This is a genomic window from Klebsiella sp. 1SOBk10mer (genome assembly GCF_046602535.1).
GTDB lineage: Bacteria > Pseudomonadota > Gammaproteobacteria > Enterobacterales > Enterobacteriaceae > Klebsiella > Klebsiella quasipneumoniae.
Genome location: NZ_JBKIUP010000005.1, coordinates 263444 through 285034, shown reverse-complemented (window position 1 = coordinate 285034; position 21591 = coordinate 263444). Strand labels below are relative to the sequence as shown.

Below are 21591 nucleotides of genomic sequence, written 5' to 3'. Positions count from 1 at the left end.
CGCGGCTATATGCATACGTCTACCCATGTTGCGTCGGTGAGCTGCGCCATTCGTTCTGGTTCGATGCGAACGGCGCTGTGAATAGCCCCCGCTGCGGGTAGTACCTCCTGATAGTGCCTGAGCGAGACGTCACAAAAGACGTCCAGCGGATTTTCCAGACCAAACGGGCACACGCCGCCGACCGGATGGCCGGTCCAGGTCACCACCTCATCGCTGCTCAACATACGCGCTTTTGCGCCAAAGGTTTCTTTCAGCTTTTTATTATCCAGCCGCGCATCGCCCCTGGCGACGATCAGTACAATTTTATCTTTGATCTTGAGCGACAGCGTTTTGGCTATTTGTCCCGGCTCAACGTTGTGCGCGGCAGCGGCGAGCGCCACGGTGGCGGTACTCTGGTTTAACTCAATAATTTCGATATCGGGGGCGTGTTCGGCAAAGAACTGCCGTACAGACTGCAGACTCATTGGATTCTCCTGATTTAAGCCTGGTTAAATCTGTCACAAGCCTGGCGGAGTGTAAATATCGGCGCGGACAATCCAGATTCTTTCTATTTTGTCGATCTCCTTCACATTCACCGTAACCGGTTACTGTAACCGGTTGCGGTTATCTGCATTGAGATGAATACTGGAACAGTCACTTCTCCTTTTATTTATAACAAAAGAGCCGTGTATGAATCGTTGTGTTATGAGCAGTATAGCCGGTGATCCACCCGCGGCCTGCTGCATCAAAAAGCGGTCATCGTAACGGCAGGGTAATCGTTGTTGGGCCAGTATCAATAGCCTGTCAGGAGGGCTACTATGTCTGCTAACCATGCTGCGTTTAATTTGATATTTCGCTTTGTAGAAAATTACATAAGCCCCATAGCAGGGCGGATCTCATCGCAGCGTCACGTCATGGCTATCCGTGACGGTTTTATCTCCGCGATGCCGTTTATGATCGTCGGATCGTTTCTGCTGGTGTTTGCTTATCCTCCTTTTTCCCCGGATACCACCTGGGGTTTCGCCCGCGCCTGGCTGGATCTGGCAAAAGAGTTCGAGGGGCGCATTCTGACCCCTTTTGATATGACAATGGGGATCATGTCGATCTACATCTGCGCGGCAATCTCTTACAACCTCGGTAAGCACTACGAGAAATCCAATCAGCTCGATCCCTTTATGTGCGCGATGCTGTCGATCATGGCCTTTTTACTGATTGCCGCGCCGAAGACGAATGGCACGCTGCCGGTGGATAGCCTCGGCGGAACAGGGATCTTTACCGCCATTCTGGTGGCGATCTACTGTGTGGAGATGATGCGTTTTCTCAAGGCACATAACATCGGTATCCGTCTGCCGGATCAGGTCCCTCCGATGATCAAAAATTCCTTTGATCTGTTGATCCCGGTGCTGGTGGTTGTGCTAACGCTCTATCCGCTGAGCCTGTTTATTCAACACCATTTTGACATGCTGATCCCGCAGGCCATTATGGCGATTTTCAAACCGCTGGTTTCGGCGGCCGATTCCCTGCCGGCGATCCTGTTGGCGGTTCTCATCGGCCACCTGCTGTGGTTTGCCGGGATCCACGGTGCGGCGATCGTTTCCGGGATGCTGCAGATGTTCTGGCTGACCAACCTCGGTATGAACCAGCAGGCGCTGGCCCAGGGCGCACCTCTGCCGCATATCTTTATGGAGGCGTTCTGGACCTTCTTTATCGTGGTCGGAGGTTCTGGTGCCACCATGGGGCTGGTGTTCTGCTATCTGCGCAGTCGTTCAGCGCATTTGCGCTCCATTGGTCGTTTGAGCGTGGTGCCAAGCCTGTTTAACATTAACGAGCCGGTCATCTTTGGGACGCCTATTGTCATGAATCCGGTGTTCTTTATTCCGTTCCTGCTGGCGCCGATGGTGAATGCGGTACTGGCCTGGGCGGCAATGAAGCTGGATCTGATCGGCCGCGTCATCTCCGTGGTGCCGTGGACGGCGCCGGCGCCGATTGGCGGTGCCTGGGCGCTGGGCTGGGATTTCCGGGCGGCAATTCTGGTCATCGTTCTGGCCTGCGTGTCGGCGATTATCTACTTCCCGTTCTTTAAGGTGTATGAGAAACAGCTGCTTGCTCAGGAAGCGGAAGAGGCCGAACGGGCGGAACAGGAGAGTCAGCAGACCGCATAAATAGTGACCGGGCGGCCACAGGCTGCCCGTAGCTTATTGGGAACAGGGCGTTATTTTAACGTGCAGTCGCCGCACTGTTGGACGTCCGGCAGGCGATAGCGCTGACAACAGGTGCGTCGGACTAACTGCCCTTCACGCAGCACGACCGTTCGCCATAGTGGGTTATCCTGACCATCGGCGAGTTGTTTTTCAAAGAAACAGTGCTGGCGCAGGGCGGCAAGCTGCTCATCCCCCAGCAGCGCGCGCATTTCCCCAAGATACCAGTTAATCAGATAGCCTGTATTGCTCCAGATAAGCTTGCCATTGATTTCGCCCGTCGCTTCCAGCGCCTCAATAACCGGCTGCAGGGTGCGCGTCACCAGGGCATCCATCCGCGACAGCGGTGACAGTCTCTCGATGCCGGCATCACTATGGACATCAATCCAGAAACAGGCCGCCCGGCCGCTTTCGTGAAATTCGACGTGGAAATGTTCCGGCGCCAGGCTGAGACCCTGTGGTTCATTGAGCAACGCCAGCATCAGCGGCGGCACCAGCAGACCGATATACCATTGCGCCCAGAGCGAGAGCAGAGGTTTCTGTTCCCGTGTCAGCGTTGGCTGATGACGATAGATATGATCGGAATAAGTGGCCAACAGGGAGCGTAAGGCGGTGGGTTGCGACCACTCGGCGAGCGTCAACGCGTGACCGGGAGCGGATTCATCCAGGCGCAGGAAATCGAGCAGATGGGGGCGCAGGGTGGCGATTTTTTCCCGAATACTCTCCGCCAGGGCGCGCTCAGCCGTCGGCAAAGGGGCCCGCCAGATAAGTTCATCGCTGAGAGGAAGGGAACGCCAGGCCATTCGATTTCCAGATACAAATCTAAATGATAATGATTCCTGATATTAGTTGTTTGCAGGCGGCATGGCAAGAATTTTGTCGGCGCCACGATGCCGCAGCGCGCGGGTTAACTGGCCAAAATAATGTTGCGGCCTTTATTTTTAGCTTCATAGAGTGCGCCATCGGCTCGCGCCAGCGCTTGCTCAATATTGTCATCAATGAGCGGCGTCAGACCAATACTGATGGTCACGTTGGTGGCGACGCTCTCATTAAACATATGCGGGATTTTCAGGTCATAGACCCGCTGTCGAATTCGTTCGGCAGCCTGCCAGGCCGTTTCTTCGCTGCTATTGGTCAGCAGCACCATAAACTCCTCTCCACCAAAGCGGGCGACAATATCGCGCGAGCGTACGGCGTTACGAATGGCAGCAGAGACGCGAATGAGCGCCTGATCGCCCATCATATGACCGTAGTGATCGTTATAGGCTTTGAAATGATCGATATCGAGGAGCAGCACGAAGTGGTTATCGCCGTCCAGCGCCAGCAGGGTATCGAGGCGATTCTGCAGTCCGCGGCGATTATACAAACCGGTCAGGGGATCCAGCATACTGAGATCGTTGAGGGTGTTGCGTTCCTGCATCAGTTTATCCATCAATCCTTGTGTAAAGGCATCGCTGCGCTTCTGGATAATATTTTGCAGGGTAATACCGGCAATAGGCAGCATAAAACAGTAAGTCATGCGCAACCATTGTTCTCCCTCCGCCATTATCAGGCAGGCAAGGAAAGTCGGTAAAGAGTGGAGGGTAAAGGCAGTGATATTATTGGAAAAAGCGATGGTGCCGATAAACAGAATGCTTAATAGGGCGATCACCAGATAGTTAAAATGCGGCGGTGTCAATAGCATCGCCTTTGTCACTACGTGCCATGCCCATAGCATGCCAAATAACAACGAGATAGCGGAAATATTTATTTTCGATTGCGGCCATTTCCAGTGCCAGAGTAGCAGCAACCCGCTGCAGGCCACGATCAGGGCGCAGGGCAGCGTGAAACGAACTACCGTAAATAGGGGGGTGACCAGCGACAGAGAGGAAGAAATGAAATTAAGCAGTAAAAAAAGCCGTAAGGAATATTGATATTTTTGTGCGTAATGTGCTCGCCAGGTTTGTGCAGTCATATCGGAAGAATCATTATTAGTCGTTAAATTTCAAAATGATGAAAGCCAAAAATGAAGAGTCTGATAACAATGTGCAAAAAAAGGTTATTTGCAAAATAAGAAAAATATTTAATATATATCGATAATCCGCTTAATTTATCACCTTCATGAATGTATGTCATTACCGCGAACGTAAAGAATAAGGCACAGAGCACTTTGCAAATGACAAATGATAAAAATTATCATATGATATTGGTTATCATTATCGTTGTGAGAGGTAAAACCATGCTGCTGCGAGCATTAGGAAGCGGTTGGGCAGTCGTCGTTCCCGGCGCGCTGATTGTCGCTCTCGGGTATGCCGGGGTGTCGGCTGACGTATGGCGGACGCTGGTCGCGGTGGGCATGCTGATGTCCGCGGTGATGATATGGCATCGTCAACTGCGCCATTTTATCCTGCTGCCATCGTGCGTTGCATTGATTGGTGGGATAATGCTGATGATGGTGGATATCAAGCTGAGAGGATAACGTCGGGAGAGGGAAGAATATTGGTGCGAGGGGGGGGACTTGAACCCCCACGTCCGTAAGGACACTAACACCTGAAGCTAGCGCGTCTACCAATTCCGCCACCTTCGCACAGTATTCTTTCTTTGGATATTGCCTCGTTGGTGCGAGGGGGGGGACTTGAACCCCCACGTCCGTAAGGACACTAACACCTGAAGCTAGCGCGTCTACCAATTCCGCCACCTTCGCCCAGTGCGAGCAATATCTTCGTGGATTATGGTGCGAGGGGGGGGACTTGAACCCCCACGTCCGTAAGGACACTAACACCTGAAGCTAGCGCGTCTACCAATTCCGCCACCTTCGCATACCATCGACACTATGAAAGTATCGTTACCACGGAGGCGCATTCTAGTGGTTTTCGGCGACACGTCAATAGTTAATTATGCAGGTTGTATCGATTGCTGCAAAAATGGGCGGATTTGCCCGCGGGAAGCGCCAGCGGCACCAGGAGCGGGCCGCCGGCGTGAAAAGACGATTATTTTTTCGCCTGACGGGTCATGATGGTGCGATAGACCTTAAAACGTCCGGTCTGGGCGATCACCTCATGGAAGCCGAACGTCTCATCCAGCACCTGCGGATACGGCAGGAAGGCGTTGGCGACAATGCGCAGCTCGCCGCCGCTGTTGAGATGGCGAACCGCGCCGCGGATCAGCGCCTGGGCAGCTTCGAGGCTGGTCTGCAGGCCGTCATGGAATGGCGGGTTGGAGATGATCATGTCGAAGCGACCATTGACCTCGGAGAAGACGTTGCTGGCAAACACATCGCCAGCCAGGCCGTTGGCGGCAAGCGTCGCGCGGCTGGCTTCAACCGCCGGGGCGCTGACGTCGCACAGGGTGAGGCGCACTTTCGGCGAATGGCTGGCCAGCGCGGCGGCCAGCACACCCGCGCCGCAGCCGACGTCCAGCACTTTCCCTTTGGTATGCGGCTCGAGGGTGGAGAGCAGCAGCTGGCTGCCGACGTCCAGACCGTCGCGGCTGAAGACGCCCGGTAGGGTTTTAATCGTCAGATTATCCAGTGTGTATTCGCCCCAGAAAGCTTCGGCGTCGAAGGCGGGCTGCTTTTCCAGACGGCCATGATAGAGGCCACAGCGGCGAGCGCTATCCACTTTGTTTAATGGCGCGTATTCAGTCAGCATCTGCTCCGCGCTGCGGACGCCGCTGCGGTTTTCACCGACGACGAAAATGTCGCTTCCCACCGGCAGCAGAGAGAGCAGGTTCATCAGCTGGAACTGCGCCTCTGGTTTGTTCTTTGGCCAGTAGTAGATCAGGGTGTCGCACTCGGCGACGTCAGCCGCCTCAGCCACTAAGCTAAAACGGACGGTGTCACCCATCTGGCGGCTGAGGACCTGCCAGTGGTGGAACTGCTGGGTGTGGGCGCGGCTGGCCGCGGTATCCAGACGCGCAGGCAGGTCATCCTGCAGGTCACCGGCAAACAGAACGCGGGCGGACTCGAAATCATCACTGTGGCGCAGCAAGACTTCACTTGCCGGGGTAAAAGCGGACATGAAACACTCCTTCATTAAGACTGGCGCCGATTATAGTAGTTTGTTGGCGCAGATACGACGGATTTGCTATATTGCGCGCTTGTTTAACAGGAGTGTTTCGCTATGACATCCCGACGAGACTGGCAACTACAGCAGCTGGGCATTACCCAGTGGTCGCTGCGCCGACCGGGGGCGTTACAGGGCGAAATCGCTATCTCGCTTCCTGAACATATTCGTTTGGTGATGGTGGCGGAAACCCCGCCGTCGCTGACAGAGCCGCTGATTGGCGACGTATTGCGCGCGCTGGCCGTAACGCCAGATCAGGTCCTGCAGCTGACCCCGGAGCGGGTGGCGATGCTGCCGCAGGACAGCCGCTGTAACAGCTGGCGGTTGGGCACAGAGGCGTCGCTGCCGCTGGCGGGCGCCCAGGTGTCCACCCCCGCTTTTGATGAACTCCAGACCAGCGCGCCGGCTCGCAGGGCGCTCTGGCAACAAATCTGCGCACATGAACACGATTTCTATCCTCAGCACGGCTGATTTAACCCGAGCCTGGCAAATCGAAACCCGCGCCCACGCTTTCCCGTGGAGCGAACAGACCCTGGCCAGTAACCAGGGGGAACGCTATCGCAACTATCAGCTGTCGGTGGATGGCGAAATGGCGGCTTTCGCCATTACGCAAGTGGTGCTGGATGAGGCGACGCTGTTCAATATCGCTGTCGATCCCGCTTACCAGCGCCGTGGCCTGGGGCGAGCGCTGCTGGAACATGTCATTGATGAAGTCGAAAAGCTCGGCGTCGTCACGCTATGGCTGGAGGTGCGCGCCTCCAACGTTGCCGCCCTCGCGCTGTATGAAAGCTTAGGCTTCAATGAAGCGACGATTCGCCGCAACTACTACCCGACGGCCGACGGGCGCGAAGACGCCATTGTTATGGCTCTGCCAATCAGTATGTAAGACAAGGTGATACGATGAAATGGGACTGGATTTTCTTTGATGCCGATGAAACGCTGTTTACGTTTGATTCTTTCAGCGGCTTACAGCGGATGTTTCTCGACTACAGCGTGACCTTTACCGCCGAAGATTTTCAGGACTATCAGGCCGTGAATAAGCCGCTATGGGTGGATTACCAAAACGGCGCCATCACCTCGCTGCAGCTGCAGCACCAGCGTTTTGACAACTGGGCGCAACGTTTGAATGTGCCGCCGGGGGAGCTCAACGACGCGTTTATGAATGCGATGGCGGAAATCTGTGCGCCGCTGCCGGGTGCGGTCTCTCTGCTCAACGCGCTGCAGGGCAAGGTCAAAATGGGCATCATCACCAACGGCTTTACCTCGCTGCAGCAGACTCGTCTGGAGCGGACCGGTTTACGCGATCACTTTGATTTGCTAATTATTTCTGAAGAAGTGGGCGTCGCTAAACCGGACGCGCGCATTTTCGATTACGCGCTGGCGAAGGCGGGTAACCCACCGCGCTCGCGGGTGCTGATGGTCGGCGATACCGCCGAGTCGGATATTCGCGGCGGCGTGAACGCCGGACTGGCGACCTGCTGGCTCAATGCGCATCAGCGCGAGCTGCCGGCGGACCTCGAGCCGGACTGGACGGTGACCTCGTTAAGCGAACTGGAGCAGCTCCTGTGTAAACACTGATTGCCTCCCCCCCGTTGATGGGTAAAATAGCCGCAATTTTTCGTATTCCACATGCGTGGCCCATGGCCGCGTTTACTTAGAAGATTAATTATGACGTTGTCTCCTTATCTGCAAGAGGTGGCCAAACGCCGCACTTTTGCCATTATCTCTCACCCGGATGCCGGTAAGACCACCATCACCGAAAAGGTGCTGCTGTTCGGACAGGCGATTCAGACCGCCGGTACCGTAAAAGGCCGTGGCTCCAGCCAGCACGCGAAATCCGACTGGATGGAGATGGAAAAGCAGCGTGGTATCTCGATCACCACCTCGGTAATGCAGTTCCCGTATCATGACTGCCTGGTGAACCTGCTGGATACCCCGGGGCACGAAGACTTCTCCGAAGATACCTACCGTACCCTGACGGCGGTGGACTGCTGCCTGATGGTGATTGACGCGGCAAAAGGCGTCGAAGATCGGACCCGTAAGCTGATGGAAGTCACCCGTCTGCGCGATACGCCGATCCTCACTTTTATGAACAAACTCGACCGTGATATCCGCGATCCGATGGAGCTGCTGGATGAAGTCGAGAACGAGCTGAAAATTGGCTGCGCGCCGATTACCTGGCCTATCGGCTGCGGTAAGTTGTTCAAGGGCGTCTATCATCTCTACAAAGATGAAACCTACCTGTATCAGACCGGTAAAGGCCATACCATCCAGGAAGTGCGCATCGTGAAGGGGCTCAACAACCCGGATCTTGACGCGGCGGTGGGGGAAGATCTCGCGCAGCAGCTGCGTGACGAGCTGGAGCTGGTGCAGGGCGCGTCGAACGAGTTCGATAAAGATCTGTTCCTGGCCGGGGAAATCACCCCAGTGTTCTTCGGGACCGCATTAGGTAACTTCGGCGTTGACCATATGCTGGATGGCCTGGTGGAGTGGGCGCCGGCGCCGATGCCGCGTAACACCGACACCCGTGAAGTCAACGCCACGGAAGAGAAGTTCACTGGCTTCGTGTTTAAAATTCAGGCCAATATGGACCCGAAACACCGCGACCGCGTGGCTTTCATGCGCGTGGTGTCCGGTAAATATGAGAAAGGCATGAAGCTGCGTCAGGTGCGCATCGGTAAAGACGTGGTGATCTCCGACGCGCTGACCTTTATGGCCGGCGACCGTTCACACGTCGAGGAAGCCTATCCTGGGGATATTATCGGCCTGCATAACCACGGCACCATTCAGATTGGCGATACCTTCACCCAGGGCGAGATGATGAAGTTCACCGGTATTCCGAACTTCGCACCGGAACTGTTCCGTCGTATTCGCCTGAAGGATCCGCTGAAGCAGAAACAGCTGCTGAAAGGGCTGGTTCAGCTCTCTGAAGAGGGCGCGGTGCAGGTCTTCCGTCCGATCGCCAATAACGATCTGATCGTCGGCGCCGTGGGGGTGCTGCAGTTTGACGTCGTCGTGGCGCGCCTGAAAAGCGAATACAACGTGGAAGCGATTTACGAATCCGTCAACGTGGCCACCGCGCGCTGGGTTGAATCCACTGACGTGAAGAAATTCGAAGAGTTCAAGCGTAAAAACGAAGTTCAGCTGGCACTGGATGGCGGCGATAACCTGACCTACATCGCTCCGACGATGGTCAACCTGAACCTGACGCAGGAGCGTTATCCTGACGTGGTGTTCCGCAAAACGCGCGAGCACTAATCCCTGACGAAGCGCGGCGCAGGCCGCGCTTTTTTCTTCTTCTGCCCGCGCTTCCTTCCTTCTGGAAAGTTCTTAAAACGCCGCTAATTCGTCTGTTTTTTATCCATATCCTCCGCAACCCCTTCGCCTGTCTACTATATTTAATTCGTGTTTTTAAAAATGCTGGCGTAATTCACTGCGATAAGACGCCAGCGCTGGTGAAAAAACGAGGACATCACGATGACCAGACTAAAGAATGCCAATATGTTGCTGGCGCTCTTCTTAGGCTTAGCCGCGTTGAACGCCTCGGCAGAGACGGAAAAAACAACGGTAGACAGTGCGAAGTCAGCTGCCAGCAATGCGGGAGAGGCGGTAGACAATTCGATTAATAAAGTCGGCGATTTTATGGACGACAGCACCATTACCGCGCGGGTAAAGGCGGCGCTGATCGACCATAAGGATATTAACTCCGGCGATATTTCGGTGAAAACGGAAAACAAAGTGGTCACCCTCAGCGGCGACGTCACCAGTGCTGAACAGAAAAGTCAGGCGCTGAGCGTGGCAAAAGCGGTCGAAGGCGTCTCTCAGGTTAACGACAAACTGACGGTGCAGCACAAATCGTCGAGCGAGACGGCGACGCTGAAAGGCTATGCCGGGGATACCGCTATTACCAGCGAAGTGAAAGCCAAGCTGCTGGCGGATGACATTGTCCCTTCGCGCAATGTGAAAGTAGAAACTAACGCCGGCGCCGTGCATCTGACCGGTACGGTGGCTTCCGCTGCGCAGGCTGAGCGCGCCGCAGAGATTGCGAAAGCGGTCTCCGGTGTGAAAAGCGTCCGCAACGATCTTAGCGTGAAGTAAATCGAGTTATTAACAAAAGTGTTGTCTGGCCAAGGTTGCCGAACGAATAGCAGCATCCACTGAGCGATGAGCTAGACAGAAAGGGTGCGCAAACCGCTGTTCACCGTCCATTATGGTAAGGAGAAAAGTATGTTTCGATGGGGAATTATTTTTCTGGTCATTGCATTAATTGCTGCGGCCCTGGGCTTCGGTGGTCTGGCGGGTACTGCCGCTGGCGCCGCGAAAATCGTCTTTGTCGTCGGGATTATCCTGTTCCTGGTGAGCCTGTTTACTGGACGCAGACGTCCTTAGGTGGCCCGCGATGCGGGCGATGCTGAAGCCTGAGCATTTTTACTGACACGTCGTCTTACACAAAGCCAGTCCTGCGGACTGGCTTTCGCGGTTTAAGCGGCGGGCAAATTGCGTTACCTTGTCAGGAGAAGACCAATCGAACAGGAAAGCAGGGTGGGGCAACGCATTCCCGTCACGCTGGGCAATATCGCCCCGCTGGCGGTTAAACCCTTCCGACCAGGCAAGCTGGCGCTGGTGTGTGAAGGCGGGGGACAGCGAGGGATTTTCACCGCCGGGGTTCTGGACGAATTCATGCGCGCCGGATTTAACCCCTTTGACCTGATGCTGGGGACTTCCGCGGGGGCGCAAAACCTCTCCGCCTACATGTGTAATCAGCAAGGCTATGCCCGCAAAGTCATCACCCGCTACACCACCTCACGCCAATTTTTCGATCCGATGCGCTTTGTGCGCGGCGGCAACCTTATCGATCTCGACTGGCTGGTCGAGGCCACCTCGCAGCAGATGCCGCTGGCCATGAACTATGCTGAAACGCAGTTCGCGCAGGGAAAAGAGCTGTGGATGTGCGCCTGTCGCGGCGACGATTACTCCGCCAGCTATTTTTCACCAACGCCGCAAACCTGGCTGGATCTGATCCGCGCCTCCAGCGCCATCCCTGGATTTTATCGCAGCGGCGTATTGCTTGACGGCGTCAGCTACCTTGACGGCGGCGTCAGCGATGCGATCCCGGTTCAGGAGGCGGCCCGCCGCGGCGCTCAGACCATCGTGGTGATCCGCACCGTCCCCTCGCAGATGTTTTATACCCCGGAGTGGTTTAAGCGGATGGAGCGCTGGCTGGGGGAGAGCAGCCTGCAGCCGCTGGTCAATCTGGTGCATCACCACGAAACCACCTATCGCGCCATCCAGCAGTTCATCGAGAAACCGCCCGGTAAGCTGCGGATCTTCGAAATCTATCCCCAGCGGCCGCTGCGCAGCATGGCGCTTGGCAGCCGACTGCCGGCGCTGCTGGAGGACTACAAAACCGGACGCCAGTGCGGCCGTTATTTCCTGGCCACCGTGGGTAAACTGCTGGCTGACCGGCCGCCGCTGTTGCGCCACGCGCCGCGTGTTGCCCGGCCCTCGCCGGTGGTGGTGCCGCCGGTGCCGGTGGCCAATGAAGCGCCGCAGGCGACCATCATCGCTGCGCCGCAGGCCAATGACGCAAGCTTTAATCATGAGGATCTGGCGTGACGCACCGTTTTATCGATACCCACTGCCACTTCGATTTTCCCCCCTTCGCGGAAGATGAGGTCGCCAGCCTGGCGCGTGCGGCGCAGGCCGGCGTCGGACGAATTATCGTTCCGGCCATCTCCGCTGAGCGTTTTAGCCGCGTGCTGGCGCTGGCGGCGCAGCACGAGGCGCTGTATGCCGCGCTGGGCCTGCATCCGATTGTCATTGAGCAGCATACCGATGAGGGGCTGGCGCAACTGGAGGCGTCGCTGGCGCAGCGCCCGCCAAAACTGGTGGCGGTGGGGGAGATTGGTCTCGATCTCTATCGCGACGAGCCGCAGTTCGATCGTCAGCAGGCGCTGCTGGAAGCGCAGCTGCGTCTGGCGAAGCGTTACGATCTGCCGGTGATTCTCCACTCCCGACGCACCCACGATAAGCTGGCGATGCTGCTGAAAAAACATGCCCTGCCGCGTACCGGGGTGGTACATGGCTTCGCCGGCAGTCTGCAGCAGGCCGAGCGCTTTGTGCAGCTTGGCTATAAGATCGGCGTTGGCGGCACCATTACCTATCCCCGCGCCAGCAAAACCCGCGAGGTGATGGCGCGTCTGCCGCTTTCAGCCCTGCTGCTGGAGACCGATGCCCCGGATATGCCGCTCAATGGCTTTCAGGGACTGCCCAATCGCCCGGAGCAAGCTGCGCGGGTATTTGAGGCCCTGTGCGAACTGCGCCCTGAGCCTCCGGCAGCTATAGCCGAAGGGATAATGCGCAACACACTCGCCTTGTTTTCCTTACCCTCAGCCACTGTATGGTGATCGAATTCTCATAATTGTCCATCCATATCATTGATTTGCTTAAAATGTGTGAAGCCAGGCGGGCAGGATAGTTTCGGGCCGATATAATCACGCCGTTAGTGCTGGACTATCAAAACACAGGGAATCTGTATGCAAATCCTCATGGGACTTATCGGCATGGTGGCGCTGTTGGCCATTGCTGTGCTGCTCTCCAATAATCGAAAAGCCATTAACCTGCGTACCGTGCTCGGCGCCTGGATAATCCAGGTGGGTATCGGCGCGTTAATATTGTATGTACCGGCCGGGCGCTCGGCGCTGTTAGCGATGTCGAACGGCGTCGCCAGCGTTATTGCCTACGGCAATGAAGGGATTAGTTTCATCTTCGGCGGGCTGGTTTCCGATAAAATGTTCGAGGTATTTGGCGGCGGCGGCTTCGTCTTTGCCCTGCGCGTGCTGCCGGTGATCGTTTTCTTCTCGTCGCTGATTGCCGTGCTTTACTACCTGGGCATTATGCAGCTGGTCATTCGCATTCTCGGCGGCGCGCTGCGGGCGGTTCTGAAGACCTCGCGTACCGAGTCGCTGTCGGCCACGGCGAACATCTTCGTTGGTCAGACCGAAGCGCCGCTGGTGGTGCGTCCTTATATCGCCACCATGACCCGCTCGGAGCTGTTTGCGGTCATGTGCGGCGGCCTGGCCTCGGTGGCGGGTTCCGTGCTGGCGGGCTATGCGCAGATGGGCGTTCCGCTGGAGTACCTGATTGCCGCGTCGTTTATGGCGGCGCCGGGTGGACTGCTGTTTGCCAAAATTATCGTACCGGAAACGGAGAAACCGGACGATAACCCAGCTCATGACCGCCAGAGCGCGGATGCGGATAAACCGGCCAACGTGCTGGACGCCGCCGCCTCCGGCGCCGCGTCTGGTATGCAGCTGGCGCTCAACGTCGGCGCAATGCTGCTGGCGTTTATTGCGCTGATCGCTCTGCTGAACGGCATTCTGTCCGGCGTCGGCGGCTGGTTTAACCATCCGGAGCTGTCGCTGCAGATGATCCTCGGCTGGGTCTTCTCACCGCTGGCGTGGGTGATCGGCGTGCCGTGGCACGAAGCGACGGTAGCGGGGTCGTTTATCGGCCAGAAGCTGATCATTAACGAGTTCGTGGCCTATATGAACTTTGGCGAGTATCTGAAGGCGGACGCTGAGGTGGCGGCGGCCGGGCTGCAGGTCATTTCAGATCACACCAAAGCCATTATCTCTTTCGCGCTATGCGGATTCGCCAATCTGTCATCGATCGCCATCCTGATTGGCGGCCTCGGGGGGATGGCACCCAACCGGCGTCAGGATATCGCCCAGCTTGGGCTGCGTGCGGTGGCGGCGGGGACGCTGTCTAACCTGATGAGCGCCACCATCGCCGGGGTTTTCCTCGCCCTCTAAACCTGTTACCTGAACCAGCGGCCGTCGCGTCGCTGGTTTTATTGAGTTTGTGAAAATTCCATCATTTCTGGTTTTCAGAAAAACCATTTACATTTCAAATGATAATCATTTTATCACCGGCAGTGCGGACAAAATGTGCGCCACGTTGTCGAGTGGCGCTGTTATTATGTGTTAGAATTGTCACATCCCCATTGGTTGCAGAGTTTTGATTATGCTTAAGAGGGGCGTGATGATAATTGTCGCGGTATGCACCGATGTTTCGTGATTAAAATCACATTACAGTAATGCAAATTAGTAAGTAGTTTTCATTAACTGTGATGAATGTCGAAGTGTAACAGCGAGTGAATGTTACAATAGTAACAGACTTGCAAGGTGAACAAACTATTGAACCGGCACTGCGCCGGCGGAGTATGAAATGACTGATTTAAAAGCAAGCAGCCTGCGCGCGTTAAAACTGATGGACCTGACCACCCTGAACGACGACGACACCAATGAGAAGGTGATTGCCCTGTGTCATCAGGCGAAAACCCCGGTGGGTAACACCGCGGCGGTCTGTATCTATCCGCGCTTCATCCCGATTGCCCGTAAGACGCTGAACGAGCAGGGAACGCCGGATATCCGCATCGCCACGGTCACCAACTTCCCGCACGGTAATGACGATATCGATATTGCTCTGGCGGAAACCCGCGCGGCGATCGCTTACGGTGCTGATGAAGTGGACGTGGTTTTCCCGTACCGCGCGCTGATTGCCGGTAACGAACAGGTCGGCTTCGAGCTGGTGAAAGCCTGTAAAGAGGCCTGCGCGGCGGCCAACGTGCTGCTGAAAGTGATCATCGAAACCGGTGAGCTGAAAGAAGAAGCGCTGATCCGTAAAGCGTCTGAAATCTCTATCAAAGCCGGGGCCGATTTCATCAAAACCTCGACCGGTAAAGTGCCGGTGAATGCCACGCCAGAAAGCGCGCGCATCATGATGGAAGTCATTCGTGATATGGGCGTTGAGAAAACCGTTGGCTTCAAACCGGCGGGCGGCGTGCGCAGCGCGGAAGATGCGCAGCAGTTCCTGGCGATCGCCGATGAGCTGTTTGGCGCCGACTGGGCCGATGCTCGTCACTACCGCTTTGGCGCCTCCAGCCTGCTGGCCAGCCTGTTGAAAGCCTTGGGTCACGGCGACGGCAAGAGCGCCAGCAGCTACTGATTGTCAGACATTGCCGGATGAGGCTTCACTTATCCGGCCTACAGGATCGTAGGGCGGGTAAGCGTAGCGCCACCCGCCACCATTCACCCGATTCCTCATGGGGGTTACCGTGTTTCTCGCACAAGAAATTATTCGTAAAAAACGTGATGGTCAGGCATTAAGCGATGAAGAGATCCGCTTTTTCATCAACGGCATCCGCGACAATACTATCTCAGAAGGGCAGATCGCCGCGCTGGCGATGACCATCTTCTTCCATGATATGTCTATGCCGGAGCGCGTTTCGCTGACCATGGCGATGCGGGATTCCGGTACCGTTCTGGACTGGAAAAGCCTAAACCTTAACGGTCCGATCGTCGATAAACACTCCACCGGCGGCGTCGGGGATGTCACTTCGCTGATGCTGGGGCCGATGGTGGCCGCCTGCGGCGGCTATGTGCCGATGATTTCCGGCCGCGGCCTCGGCCATACCGGCGGTACCCTGGATAAACTGGAAGCCATCCCGGGCTTCGATATTTTCCCGGACGACAACCGCTTCCGCGAGATTATTAAAGATGTCGGCGTGGCGATTATCGGGCAGACCATCTCCCTCGCTCCGGCGGACAAACGTTTCTATGCCACCCGCGATATTACCGCGACGGTGGACTCCATCCCGCTGATCACCGCCTCGATCCTTGCCAAAAAGCTGGCGGAAGGGCTGGATGCGCTGGTGATGGACGTTAAAGTCGGCAGCGGCGCGTTTATGCCGACTTATGAGCTTTCCGCCGCGCTGGCGGAAGCGATCGTCGGGGTCGCCAACGGCGCCGGCGTGCGCACCACCGCGCTGCTGACCGATATGAACCAGGTGCTGGCCTCCAGCGCCGGGAACGCCGTTGAAGTTCGCGAAGCGGTTCAGTTCCTGACCGGCGAATACCGCAACCCACGCCTGTTCGACGTGACGATGGCGCTGTGTGTGGAGATGCTGATTTCCGGCAATCTGGCGAAAGATGACGCCGAAGCCCGGGCGAAACTGCAGGCGGTGCTGGATAACGGTAAAGCAGCGGAAGTCTTTGGTCGCATGGTCGCGGCGCAGAAAGGACCGAGCGACTTTGTCGAGAATTATGATCATTATCTGCCGACGGCGATGCTGAGCAAAGCAGTCTATGCTGATACCGAAGGTTTTATCAGCGCGATGGACACTCGCGCGCTGGGCATGGCAGTGGTTTCTATGGGCGGCGGCCGCCGTCAGGCATCAGACACCATTGACTATAGCGTTGGCTTTACCGAGATGGCGCGTCTGGGTGACCGCGTGGACGGACAGCGTCCGCTGGCGGTGATCCATGCCAAAGACGAGAACAGCTGGCAGGAGGCCGCGAAAGCGGTCAAAGCGGCCATTAAACTGGACGATAAAGCTCCGGAAATTACACCGACAGTCTATCGCCGTATCACTGAATAGCGATATACTGATCTGATCGCTTTTTTGCAGCGCAAGATGTATGGAGAACAAGATGAAACGTGCATTTATCATGGTGCTGGACTCCTTTGGGATTGGCGCAACGGAAGACGCAGACCGCTTTGGCGACGTCGGCGCCGATACGCTGGGCCACATTGCGGAAGCCTGCGCCAAAGGCGAAGCTGACCACGGCCGCAAAGGCCCGCTGAATTTACCGAACCTGACCCGTCTGGGGCTGGTGAAAGCGCATGAAGGCTCCACCGGTAAAATTGCCGCCGGAATGGATGGCAATGCCGAAGTGATTGGCGCCTATGCCTGGGCGCATGAACTCTCTTCTGGTAAAGATACGCCGTCCGGCCACTGGGAAATCGCTGGCGTGCCGGTACTGTTTGACTGGGGCTACTTCAGCGATCACGAAAACAGCTTCCCGCAGGAGCTGCTGGATAAGCTGGTGAAACGCGCCAACCTGCCGGGCTACCTCGGCAATTGCCACTCTTCCGGGACGGTGATTCTCGATCAGCTCGGCGAAGAGCATATGAAAACCGGGAAACCGATTTTCTATACCTCCGCTGACTCCGTATTCCAGATCGCCTGTCATGAAGAGACCTTTGGCCTCGACAAACTGTATGAGCTGTGCGAAATCGCCCGTGAAGAGCTGACCGAAGGCGGCTACAACATTGGCCGCGTCATCGCCCGTCCGTTTATCGGCGATAAAGCCGGCAACTTCCAGCGTACTGGCAACCGTCACGATCTGGCGGTCGAACCGCCGGCGCCGACCGTGCTGCAGAAGCTGGTTGACGAGAAGAACGGCCACGTGGTGTCTGTCGGTAAGATAGCGGATATCTACGCCAACTGCGGCATCACCAAAAAAGTGAAAGCCACCGGGCTGGACGCGCTGTTCGACGCAACCATTAAAGAGATGAAGGAAGCTGGCGACGAGACTATCGTCTTCACCAACTTCGTCGACTTTGACTCCTCCTGGGGCCACCGTCGCGATGTCGCCGGCTACGCGGCGGGTCTGGAACTGTTCGACCGTCGTCTGCCGGAGCTGATGGAGCTGGTAGGGGAAGACGACATTCTGATCCTCACCGCCGACCACGGCTGCGACCCGACCTGGACCGGTACCGACCACACCCGCGAGCATATTCCGGTGCTGGTGTACGGCCCGAAAGTGAAACCAGGTTCGCTCGGTCACCGTGAAACCTTCGCGGACATCGGCCAGACTATCGCGAAATACTTTGGTACGTCTGACATGGAATATGGCAAAGCCATGTTCTGAGGTCATTGCCCGGTGGCGCACAGCGATCCGGGCCTACTATTTTGTAGGCCGGGTAAGGCGTAGCCGCCACCCGGCAAAAACAACAATATAAAAGGAACTGAAGATGGCAACTCCTCACATTAACGCAGAAATGGGCGATTTCGCTGACGTAGTTTTGATGCCGGGCGACCCGCTGCGCGCCAAGCACATTGCCGAAACCTTCCTCGAAGACGTGCGTGAAGTGAATAACGTGCGCGGCATGCTGGGCTTCACCGGCACCTATAAAGGCCGCAAAATCTCCGTAATGGGCCACGGGATGGGTATCCCGTCCTGCTCTATCTACACCAAAGAGCTGATCACCGATTTCGGCGTTAAGAAAATCATCCGCGTTGGCTCCTGCGGCGCAGTGCGCGAAGACGTCAAACTGCGCGACGTGGTGATCGGCATGGGCGCTTGCACCGACTCCAAAGTGAACCGTCTGCGTTTTAAAGACCATGACTTCGCGGCGATTGCCGATTTCGGCATGGTGCGTAACGCGGTAGACGCGGCGAAAGCGTTGGGCGTTGACGCGCGCGTCGGCAACATCTTCTCCGCAGACCTGTTCTATACCCCGGACCCGTCCATGTTCGACGTGATGGAAAAATACGGCATCCTGGGCGTGGAAATGGAAGCGGCGGGTATCTACGGCGTGGCGGCGGAGTTCGGGGCGAAAGCGCTGACCATCTGCACCGTGTCTGACCATATTCGTACCCACGAGCAGACCACTGCCGCGGAGCGTCAGACCACGTTCAACGACATGATTAAAATCGCGCTGGAATCGGTACTGCTGGGCGACCAGGAGTAAGCGTGGTATAGCCCGGTAGCGCTTTGTTTACCGGGCTTGAGTCAAATCTGTAGGCCGGATAAGGCGTAACCGCCATCCGGCTTTTTTTATCAGCGCACCGCGCCGGCAATCCATGCCGACAGTTCTTTCAGTTCCGCTTCTTGCTCCGGGAAATCGCCGACCAGCGCCTCACACTGCTGCTGCAAAACCTCAGCCCGATACTGACAGCCGACTAAGCGTGCCGCCAGCGCCTCCAGCGGCGCCGGATTCAGGCTATCGGTAAAGGCCTGCGCGCGGGTGATATGTCCTTTCTCAACGTCAAAATGCAGCTCGACGCCGCCCCAGGGGAAGCGCTCGTCCAGCAGGTGGGAAAAGGCGGGCGCCTGGCCGAAGTTCCACTCCCAGCTGCTCTGGCGAGCGAAAGTGTCGGCAAAGTTCGGCAGGTCCGGCGTGTTGTCCGGGGAGATCACCTCGGCGTCTACCCGTTCGCCGTAATGGCTGAAGAACGCCTCCTGGATCGCCTCGCAAACTTGCTGATGGGTAATGCCCGGCAGTAGCTCAACCAGATTCGCCACTCGCCCGCGCACCGAGGTAATGCCTTTAGCCTGCAGCTTTTTCTGGTCCGGGTTGAGGTAGTTGGCAAGACGGCTTAAATCGGCGTTGAGCAGCAGGGTGCCGTGGTGAAAACCGCGGTCCATGGTTTCACGATAGGCGGAGCCGGAGACTTTGCGGTCGCCGCTGTCGGTTTTGACCACCAGATCGTTGCGCCCGGAGGCTTCGGCGGTTACGCCGAGTGAATTGAGCGCCGCCAGCACAATAGCGGTGGAGACGGTTTTGTCGTACTCCGGTTTGCCAGCCATAAAGGTAAAGCAGGTATTGCCGAGGTCGTGGAACACCGCGCCGCCGCCGCTGCTGCGACGGGCCAGCCGCACATGATCTTCTTCCATTCGGCGGGTATTACACTCCTTCCACGGGTTCTGCGCGCGGCCGATGACCACGGTATCGGCATTGCGCCACAGGAACAGCACCCGCTGGGTGGCGGGCATCTGGCGGAAAATGCACTCCTCGACCGCCAGGTTGAACCACGGGTCGTAAGAGTCAGAAAGCAGGAGGCGCAGTGTGGACATTATAGATTTCCTTTCTTTTCATCGTCTTCATCCTCAACCGGCTTGTTGGCGGTGAGCAGGAAGGGCGATTGCTGCCAGCGGGTGCGTTTGCCCTGCAGCAGCGTGCGGGTCAGTACCACGCCGATGGCCAGGGACAGCAACAGCATCAGGCGTAAGATATTGGTGGTATTATCCACCTGCTTCGCCTCGGTCGCCAGAGTATGGGTATCGAGGGTCAGACGCAGATAGCCCAGCGGGCCATTTTTTCCCGGCACCGGTTCGACAATCTGCTGGTTGAAGTAGCCGCCGGCTTTCTTACCATCCAGCGCCAGCCGGTCGCGAACCTCGACGCTTTCGCCAGAGCGCGCCACCAGGTCGCCCTGTTCGTCATATACCCCGGCGTCAAGTACGCGGCTGTTGTGGGTGAGCTGCGTCAACAGCTGATGGATGCGCTTCTCGTCCGGCGTCTCGCTGCGCATCAGCGGCGCGAGATTCAGCACCACCTGCTGCGCCAGCGTGCGGGCCAGCTCTTCCAGCTGCGGATTGCGTTGTTTCTGACTGTTCTGACTGAACCACGAGGCGCCCTGCATCAGCGCGACGAGCAGGGCGAGACAGATAAGGACAATGACCGCACGATGCAGCCGGAATTTCAGTTTTGCGCGAACCATATTCCACCTTTGAAAATTTGCAGCTTAATGTTGCCAGAAGCGCTGGTTACAAGGTAGCCTCATGCGTTATTTTCCTCGCCTGAATGAAGAGATGTGGAGCCGTAATGCCTAACAGTTTGACCTGGTGCGACCTGCCTGAAGACGTTTCCCTGTGGCCTGGGTTGCCGCTTTCCCTGAGCGGTGACGAGGTCATGCCGCTGGATTATCACGCCGGGCGCAGCGGTTGGCTGCTGTACGGACGTGGGCTGGATAAACGCCGTCTGACGGCGTGGCAGCGCGAGCTGGGCGCCGCGTTAGTGATCGTCGCCTCCTGGGTGGTCGAGGATTACCAGGTGATCCGCCTGGCGGGCTCGCTTACCCCGCGTGCGACGCGACTGGCGCATGAGGCGGGGCTGGACGTCGCGCCATTGGGTAAAATCCCCCATCTGCGCACCCCAGGGCTGCTGGTGATGGATATGGACTCCACGGCGATCCAAATTGAATGCATCGATGAGATCGCGAAACTGGCCGGCACCGGCGAGCTGGTGTCGGAAGTGACCGAGCGGGCGATGCGTGGCGAGCTGGACTTCACCGCCAGCCTGCGCCAGCGCGTGGCGACGCTAAAAGACGCCGATGCCAACATTCTGCTGCAGGTTCGCGACGCGCTGCCGCTGATGCCGGGCCTGGCGCAGCTGGTGCTCAAGCTGGAAACGCTGGGCTGGAAGGTGGCGATCGCCTCCGGCGGCTTTACCTTCTTTGCGGAGTATCTGCGCGACAAACTGCATCTCGACGCGGTGTTCGCCAACGAACTGGAGATCCGCGACGGTAAGCTTACCGGCAACGTACTCGGCGATATCGTCGATGCCAAATACAAAGCCAATACGCTGCGCAAGCTGGCGGAAAAGTATGAGATCCCAACGGCGCAGACCGTGGCCATCGGCGATGGCGCCAACGACCTGCCGATGATTAAAGCTGCCGGGCTTGGCATCGCATATCATGCGAAGCCTAAAGTGAATGAACAGGCGGAAGTGACTATCCGCCACGCTGACCTGATGGGGGTATTCTGTATTCTCTCGGGCAGCATGAACCAAAAGTAAGA

The 21591-nt window shown here is 57.0% G+C and carries 23 protein-coding genes and 3 tRNA genes; 16 read left to right on the top strand and 10 right to left on the bottom strand.

Annotation, left to right across the window (positions count from 1 at the left end):
• Window positions 1–5: 5 nt before the first annotated feature.
• Complete coding sequence (locus ACLH1I_RS15735) at window positions 6–464, bottom strand: YbaK/EbsC family protein (RefSeq protein WP_004886490.1); 459 nt, start codon at window positions 462–464, stop codon at window positions 6–8.
• Between the two features lie 333 nt (window positions 465–797).
• Between ACLH1I_RS15735 and ACLH1I_RS15730 the strand changes: the two genes are divergently transcribed.
• Window positions 798–2141 (top strand): PTS cellobiose transporter subunit IIC, encoded by a 1344-nt coding sequence (locus ACLH1I_RS15730; RefSeq protein WP_002887650.1) that lies wholly within the window; start codon window positions 798–800, stop codon window positions 2139–2141.
• A 50-nt stretch (window positions 2142–2191) separates the two neighbouring features.
• Here ACLH1I_RS15730 and fhuF read toward each other — a convergent pair whose 3' ends face one another.
• The 3 genes from fhuF to ACLH1I_RS15715 form a co-directional block, all read right to left on the bottom strand.
• Window positions 2192–2980 (bottom strand): siderophore-iron reductase FhuF, encoded by a 789-nt coding sequence (gene fhuF / locus ACLH1I_RS15725; protein WP_023319688.1) that lies wholly within the window; start codon window positions 2978–2980, stop codon window positions 2192–2194.
• Window positions 2981–3084: 104 nt separating this feature from the next.
• On the bottom strand, window positions 3085–4131 hold the full coding sequence (locus ACLH1I_RS15720) for a GGDEF domain-containing protein (RefSeq protein WP_004886496.1): 1047 nt from the start codon (window positions 4129–4131) through the stop codon (window positions 3085–3087).
• 23 nt (window positions 4132–4154) lie between these two features.
• Window positions 4155–4325, bottom strand: coding sequence for a hypothetical protein (locus tag ACLH1I_RS15715; RefSeq protein WP_072096669.1), 171 nt, complete (start codon window positions 4323–4325; stop codon window positions 4155–4157).
• A gap of 70 nt (window positions 4326–4395) precedes the next feature.
• Between ACLH1I_RS15715 and ACLH1I_RS15710 the strand changes: the two genes are divergently transcribed.
• Window positions 4396–4635: a DUF1435 domain-containing protein gene (locus tag ACLH1I_RS15710; protein WP_004886500.1), complete on the top strand. Its 240-nt coding sequence runs from the start codon at window positions 4396–4398 to the stop codon at window positions 4633–4635.
• 21 nt (window positions 4636–4656) lie between these two features.
• Here ACLH1I_RS15710 and ACLH1I_RS15705 read toward each other — a convergent pair.
• The 4 genes from ACLH1I_RS15705 to rsmC all read right to left on the bottom strand — a co-directional run bounded on the left by ACLH1I_RS15705 (window position 4657) and on the right by rsmC (window position 6175).
• Window positions 4657–4743 (bottom strand) — tRNA-Leu (locus tag ACLH1I_RS15705).
• 30 nt (window positions 4744–4773) lie between these two features.
• A tRNA-Leu gene (locus ACLH1I_RS15700) sits at window positions 4774–4860 on the bottom strand.
• A 28-nt stretch (window positions 4861–4888) separates the two neighbouring features.
• Window positions 4889–4975 (bottom strand) — tRNA-Leu (locus ACLH1I_RS15695).
• A 171-nt stretch (window positions 4976–5146) separates the two neighbouring features.
• Window positions 5147–6175 (bottom strand): 16S rRNA (guanine(1207)-N(2))-methyltransferase RsmC, encoded by a 1029-nt coding sequence (rsmC, locus tag ACLH1I_RS15690; protein WP_065878081.1) that lies wholly within the window; start codon window positions 6173–6175, stop codon window positions 5147–5149.
• Window positions 6176–6277: 102 nt separating this feature from the next.
• Here rsmC and ACLH1I_RS15685 point away from each other — a divergent pair, with 102 nt between their 5' ends.
• From ACLH1I_RS15685 to deoD, 13 genes are all read left to right on the top strand, one after another.
• Complete coding sequence (locus ACLH1I_RS15685; protein WP_004886506.1) at window positions 6278–6691, top strand: DNA polymerase III subunit psi; 414 nt, start codon at window positions 6278–6280, stop codon at window positions 6689–6691.
• Window positions 6660–7106, top strand: coding sequence for a ribosomal protein S18-alanine N-acetyltransferase (gene rimI, locus ACLH1I_RS15680; RefSeq protein ID WP_017901235.1), 447 nt, complete (start codon window positions 6660–6662; stop codon window positions 7104–7106). The genes ACLH1I_RS15685 and rimI overlap by 32 nt, the downstream gene beginning before the upstream one ends.
• Before the next feature lie 14 nt (window positions 7107–7120).
• Window positions 7121–7798: a pyrimidine 5'-nucleotidase gene (yjjG, locus tag ACLH1I_RS15675; RefSeq protein WP_004886511.1), complete on the top strand. Its 678-nt coding sequence runs from the start codon at window positions 7121–7123 to the stop codon at window positions 7796–7798.
• Between the two features lie 90 nt (window positions 7799–7888).
• Window positions 7889–9478, top strand: a complete 1590-nt coding sequence (prfC, locus tag ACLH1I_RS15670; RefSeq protein WP_004886513.1) for a peptide chain release factor 3 — start codon at window positions 7889–7891, stop codon at window positions 9476–9478.
• A 219-nt stretch (window positions 9479–9697) separates the two neighbouring features.
• Window positions 9698–10318, top strand: a complete 621-nt coding sequence (gene osmY, locus ACLH1I_RS15665; RefSeq protein ID WP_017901234.1) for a molecular chaperone OsmY — start codon at window positions 9698–9700, stop codon at window positions 10316–10318.
• 129 nt (window positions 10319–10447) lie between these two features.
• Window positions 10448–10609, top strand: coding sequence for a DUF1328 domain-containing protein (locus tag ACLH1I_RS15660; RefSeq protein ID WP_002887716.1), 162 nt, complete (start codon window positions 10448–10450; stop codon window positions 10607–10609).
• 153 nt (window positions 10610–10762) lie between these two features.
• The gene (locus tag ACLH1I_RS15655) at window positions 10763–11836 is read left to right on the top strand and encodes a patatin family protein (RefSeq protein ID WP_004886521.1); all 1074 of its coding nucleotides are present in this window, start codon (window positions 10763–10765) and stop codon (window positions 11834–11836) included.
• Window positions 11833–12627, top strand: a complete 795-nt coding sequence (locus ACLH1I_RS15650; RefSeq protein WP_017901233.1) for a metal-dependent hydrolase — start codon at window positions 11833–11835, stop codon at window positions 12625–12627. The genes ACLH1I_RS15655 and ACLH1I_RS15650 overlap by 4 nt, the downstream gene beginning before the upstream one ends.
• Window positions 12628–12756: 129 nt before the next feature.
• The gene (locus tag ACLH1I_RS15645; protein ID WP_017901232.1) at window positions 12757–14034 is read left to right on the top strand and encodes a NupC/NupG family nucleoside CNT transporter; all 1278 of its coding nucleotides are present in this window, start codon (window positions 12757–12759) and stop codon (window positions 14032–14034) included.
• 415 nt (window positions 14035–14449) lie between these two features.
• Complete coding sequence (gene deoC, locus ACLH1I_RS15640) at window positions 14450–15229, top strand: deoxyribose-phosphate aldolase (RefSeq protein ID WP_004886530.1); 780 nt, start codon at window positions 14450–14452, stop codon at window positions 15227–15229.
• Between the two features lie 109 nt (window positions 15230–15338).
• Window positions 15339–16661 carry a thymidine phosphorylase gene (gene deoA / locus ACLH1I_RS15635; protein ID WP_198079791.1) on the top strand — a complete coding sequence of 441 codons (1323 nt, stop codon included), beginning with the start codon at window positions 15339–15341 and terminating at the stop codon, window positions 16659–16661.
• A gap of 52 nt (window positions 16662–16713) precedes the next feature.
• On the top strand, window positions 16714–17937 hold the full coding sequence (gene deoB, locus ACLH1I_RS15630; protein ID WP_004886536.1) for a phosphopentomutase: 1224 nt from the start codon (window positions 16714–16716) through the stop codon (window positions 17935–17937).
• A 103-nt stretch (window positions 17938–18040) separates the two neighbouring features.
• A complete protein-coding gene (gene deoD, locus ACLH1I_RS15625) occupies window positions 18041–18760 on the top strand; it encodes a purine-nucleoside phosphorylase (protein WP_004886539.1) in 720 nt (239 codons plus the stop codon).
• A gap of 89 nt (window positions 18761–18849) precedes the next feature.
• Here the strand turns inward: deoD and lplA are convergent, their stop codons facing one another.
• Together lplA and ACLH1I_RS15615 are read right to left on the bottom strand one after the other, a co-directional pair.
• Window positions 18850–19866: a lipoate--protein ligase LplA gene (gene lplA, locus ACLH1I_RS15620; RefSeq protein ID WP_043522288.1), complete on the bottom strand. Its 1017-nt coding sequence runs from the start codon at window positions 19864–19866 to the stop codon at window positions 18850–18852.
• Window positions 19866–20513, bottom strand: a complete 648-nt coding sequence (locus ACLH1I_RS15615; RefSeq protein ID WP_017901229.1) for a YtjB family periplasmic protein — start codon at window positions 20511–20513, stop codon at window positions 19866–19868. The genes lplA and ACLH1I_RS15615 overlap by 1 nt, the downstream gene beginning before the upstream one ends.
• 104 nt (window positions 20514–20617) lie before the next feature.
• Between ACLH1I_RS15615 and serB the strand changes: the two genes are divergently transcribed.
• Entirely contained in the window at window positions 20618–21589 is a 972-nt protein-coding gene (serB, locus tag ACLH1I_RS15610; RefSeq protein WP_004886545.1) for a phosphoserine phosphatase, read from the top strand.
• The last annotated feature ends 2 nt before the right edge of the window (window positions 21590–21591 follow it).

Excerpts from the sequence above, each read along its gene's own strand:
- ACLH1I_RS15735 (WP_004886490.1), bottom strand. The coding sequence starts at position 464 with ATGAGTCTGCAGTCTGTACGGCAGTTCTTTGCCGAACACGCCCCCGAT.
- ACLH1I_RS15730 (WP_002887650.1), top strand. The coding sequence starts at position 798 with ATGTCTGCTAACCATGCTGCGTTTAATTTGATATTTCGCTTTGTAGAA.
- fhuF (WP_023319688.1), bottom strand. The coding sequence starts at position 2,980 with ATGGCCTGGCGTTCCCTTCCTCTCAGCGATGAACTTATCTGGCGGGCC.
- ACLH1I_RS15720 (WP_004886496.1), bottom strand. The coding sequence starts at position 4,131 with ATGACTGCACAAACCTGGCGAGCACATTACGCACAAAAATATCAATAT.
- ACLH1I_RS15710 (WP_004886500.1), top strand. The coding sequence starts at position 4,396 with ATGCTGCTGCGAGCATTAGGAAGCGGTTGGGCAGTCGTCGTTCCCGGC.
- rsmC (WP_065878081.1), bottom strand. The coding sequence starts at position 6,175 with ATGTCCGCTTTTACCCCGGCAAGTGAAGTCTTGCTGCGCCACAGTGAT.
- ACLH1I_RS15685 (WP_004886506.1), top strand. The coding sequence starts at position 6,278 with ATGACATCCCGACGAGACTGGCAACTACAGCAGCTGGGCATTACCCAG.
- rimI (WP_017901235.1), top strand. The coding sequence starts at position 6,660 with ATGAACACGATTTCTATCCTCAGCACGGCTGATTTAACCCGAGCCTGG.
- yjjG (WP_004886511.1), top strand. The coding sequence starts at position 7,121 with ATGAAATGGGACTGGATTTTCTTTGATGCCGATGAAACGCTGTTTACG.
- prfC (WP_004886513.1), top strand. The coding sequence starts at position 7,889 with ATGACGTTGTCTCCTTATCTGCAAGAGGTGGCCAAACGCCGCACTTTT.
- osmY (WP_017901234.1), top strand. The coding sequence starts at position 9,698 with ATGACCAGACTAAAGAATGCCAATATGTTGCTGGCGCTCTTCTTAGGC.
- ACLH1I_RS15660 (WP_002887716.1), top strand. The coding sequence starts at position 10,448 with ATGTTTCGATGGGGAATTATTTTTCTGGTCATTGCATTAATTGCTGCG.
- ACLH1I_RS15645 (WP_017901232.1), top strand. The coding sequence starts at position 12,757 with ATGCAAATCCTCATGGGACTTATCGGCATGGTGGCGCTGTTGGCCATT.
- deoC (WP_004886530.1), top strand. The coding sequence starts at position 14,450 with ATGACTGATTTAAAAGCAAGCAGCCTGCGCGCGTTAAAACTGATGGAC.
- deoB (WP_004886536.1), top strand. The coding sequence starts at position 16,714 with ATGAAACGTGCATTTATCATGGTGCTGGACTCCTTTGGGATTGGCGCA.
- deoD (WP_004886539.1), top strand. The coding sequence starts at position 18,041 with ATGGCAACTCCTCACATTAACGCAGAAATGGGCGATTTCGCTGACGTA.
- lplA (WP_043522288.1), bottom strand. The coding sequence starts at position 19,866 with ATGTCCACACTGCGCCTCCTGCTTTCTGACTCTTACGACCCGTGGTTC.
- ACLH1I_RS15615 (WP_017901229.1), bottom strand. The coding sequence starts at position 20,513 with ATGGTTCGCGCAAAACTGAAATTCCGGCTGCATCGTGCGGTCATTGTC.
- serB (WP_004886545.1), top strand. The coding sequence starts at position 20,618 with ATGCCTAACAGTTTGACCTGGTGCGACCTGCCTGAAGACGTTTCCCTG.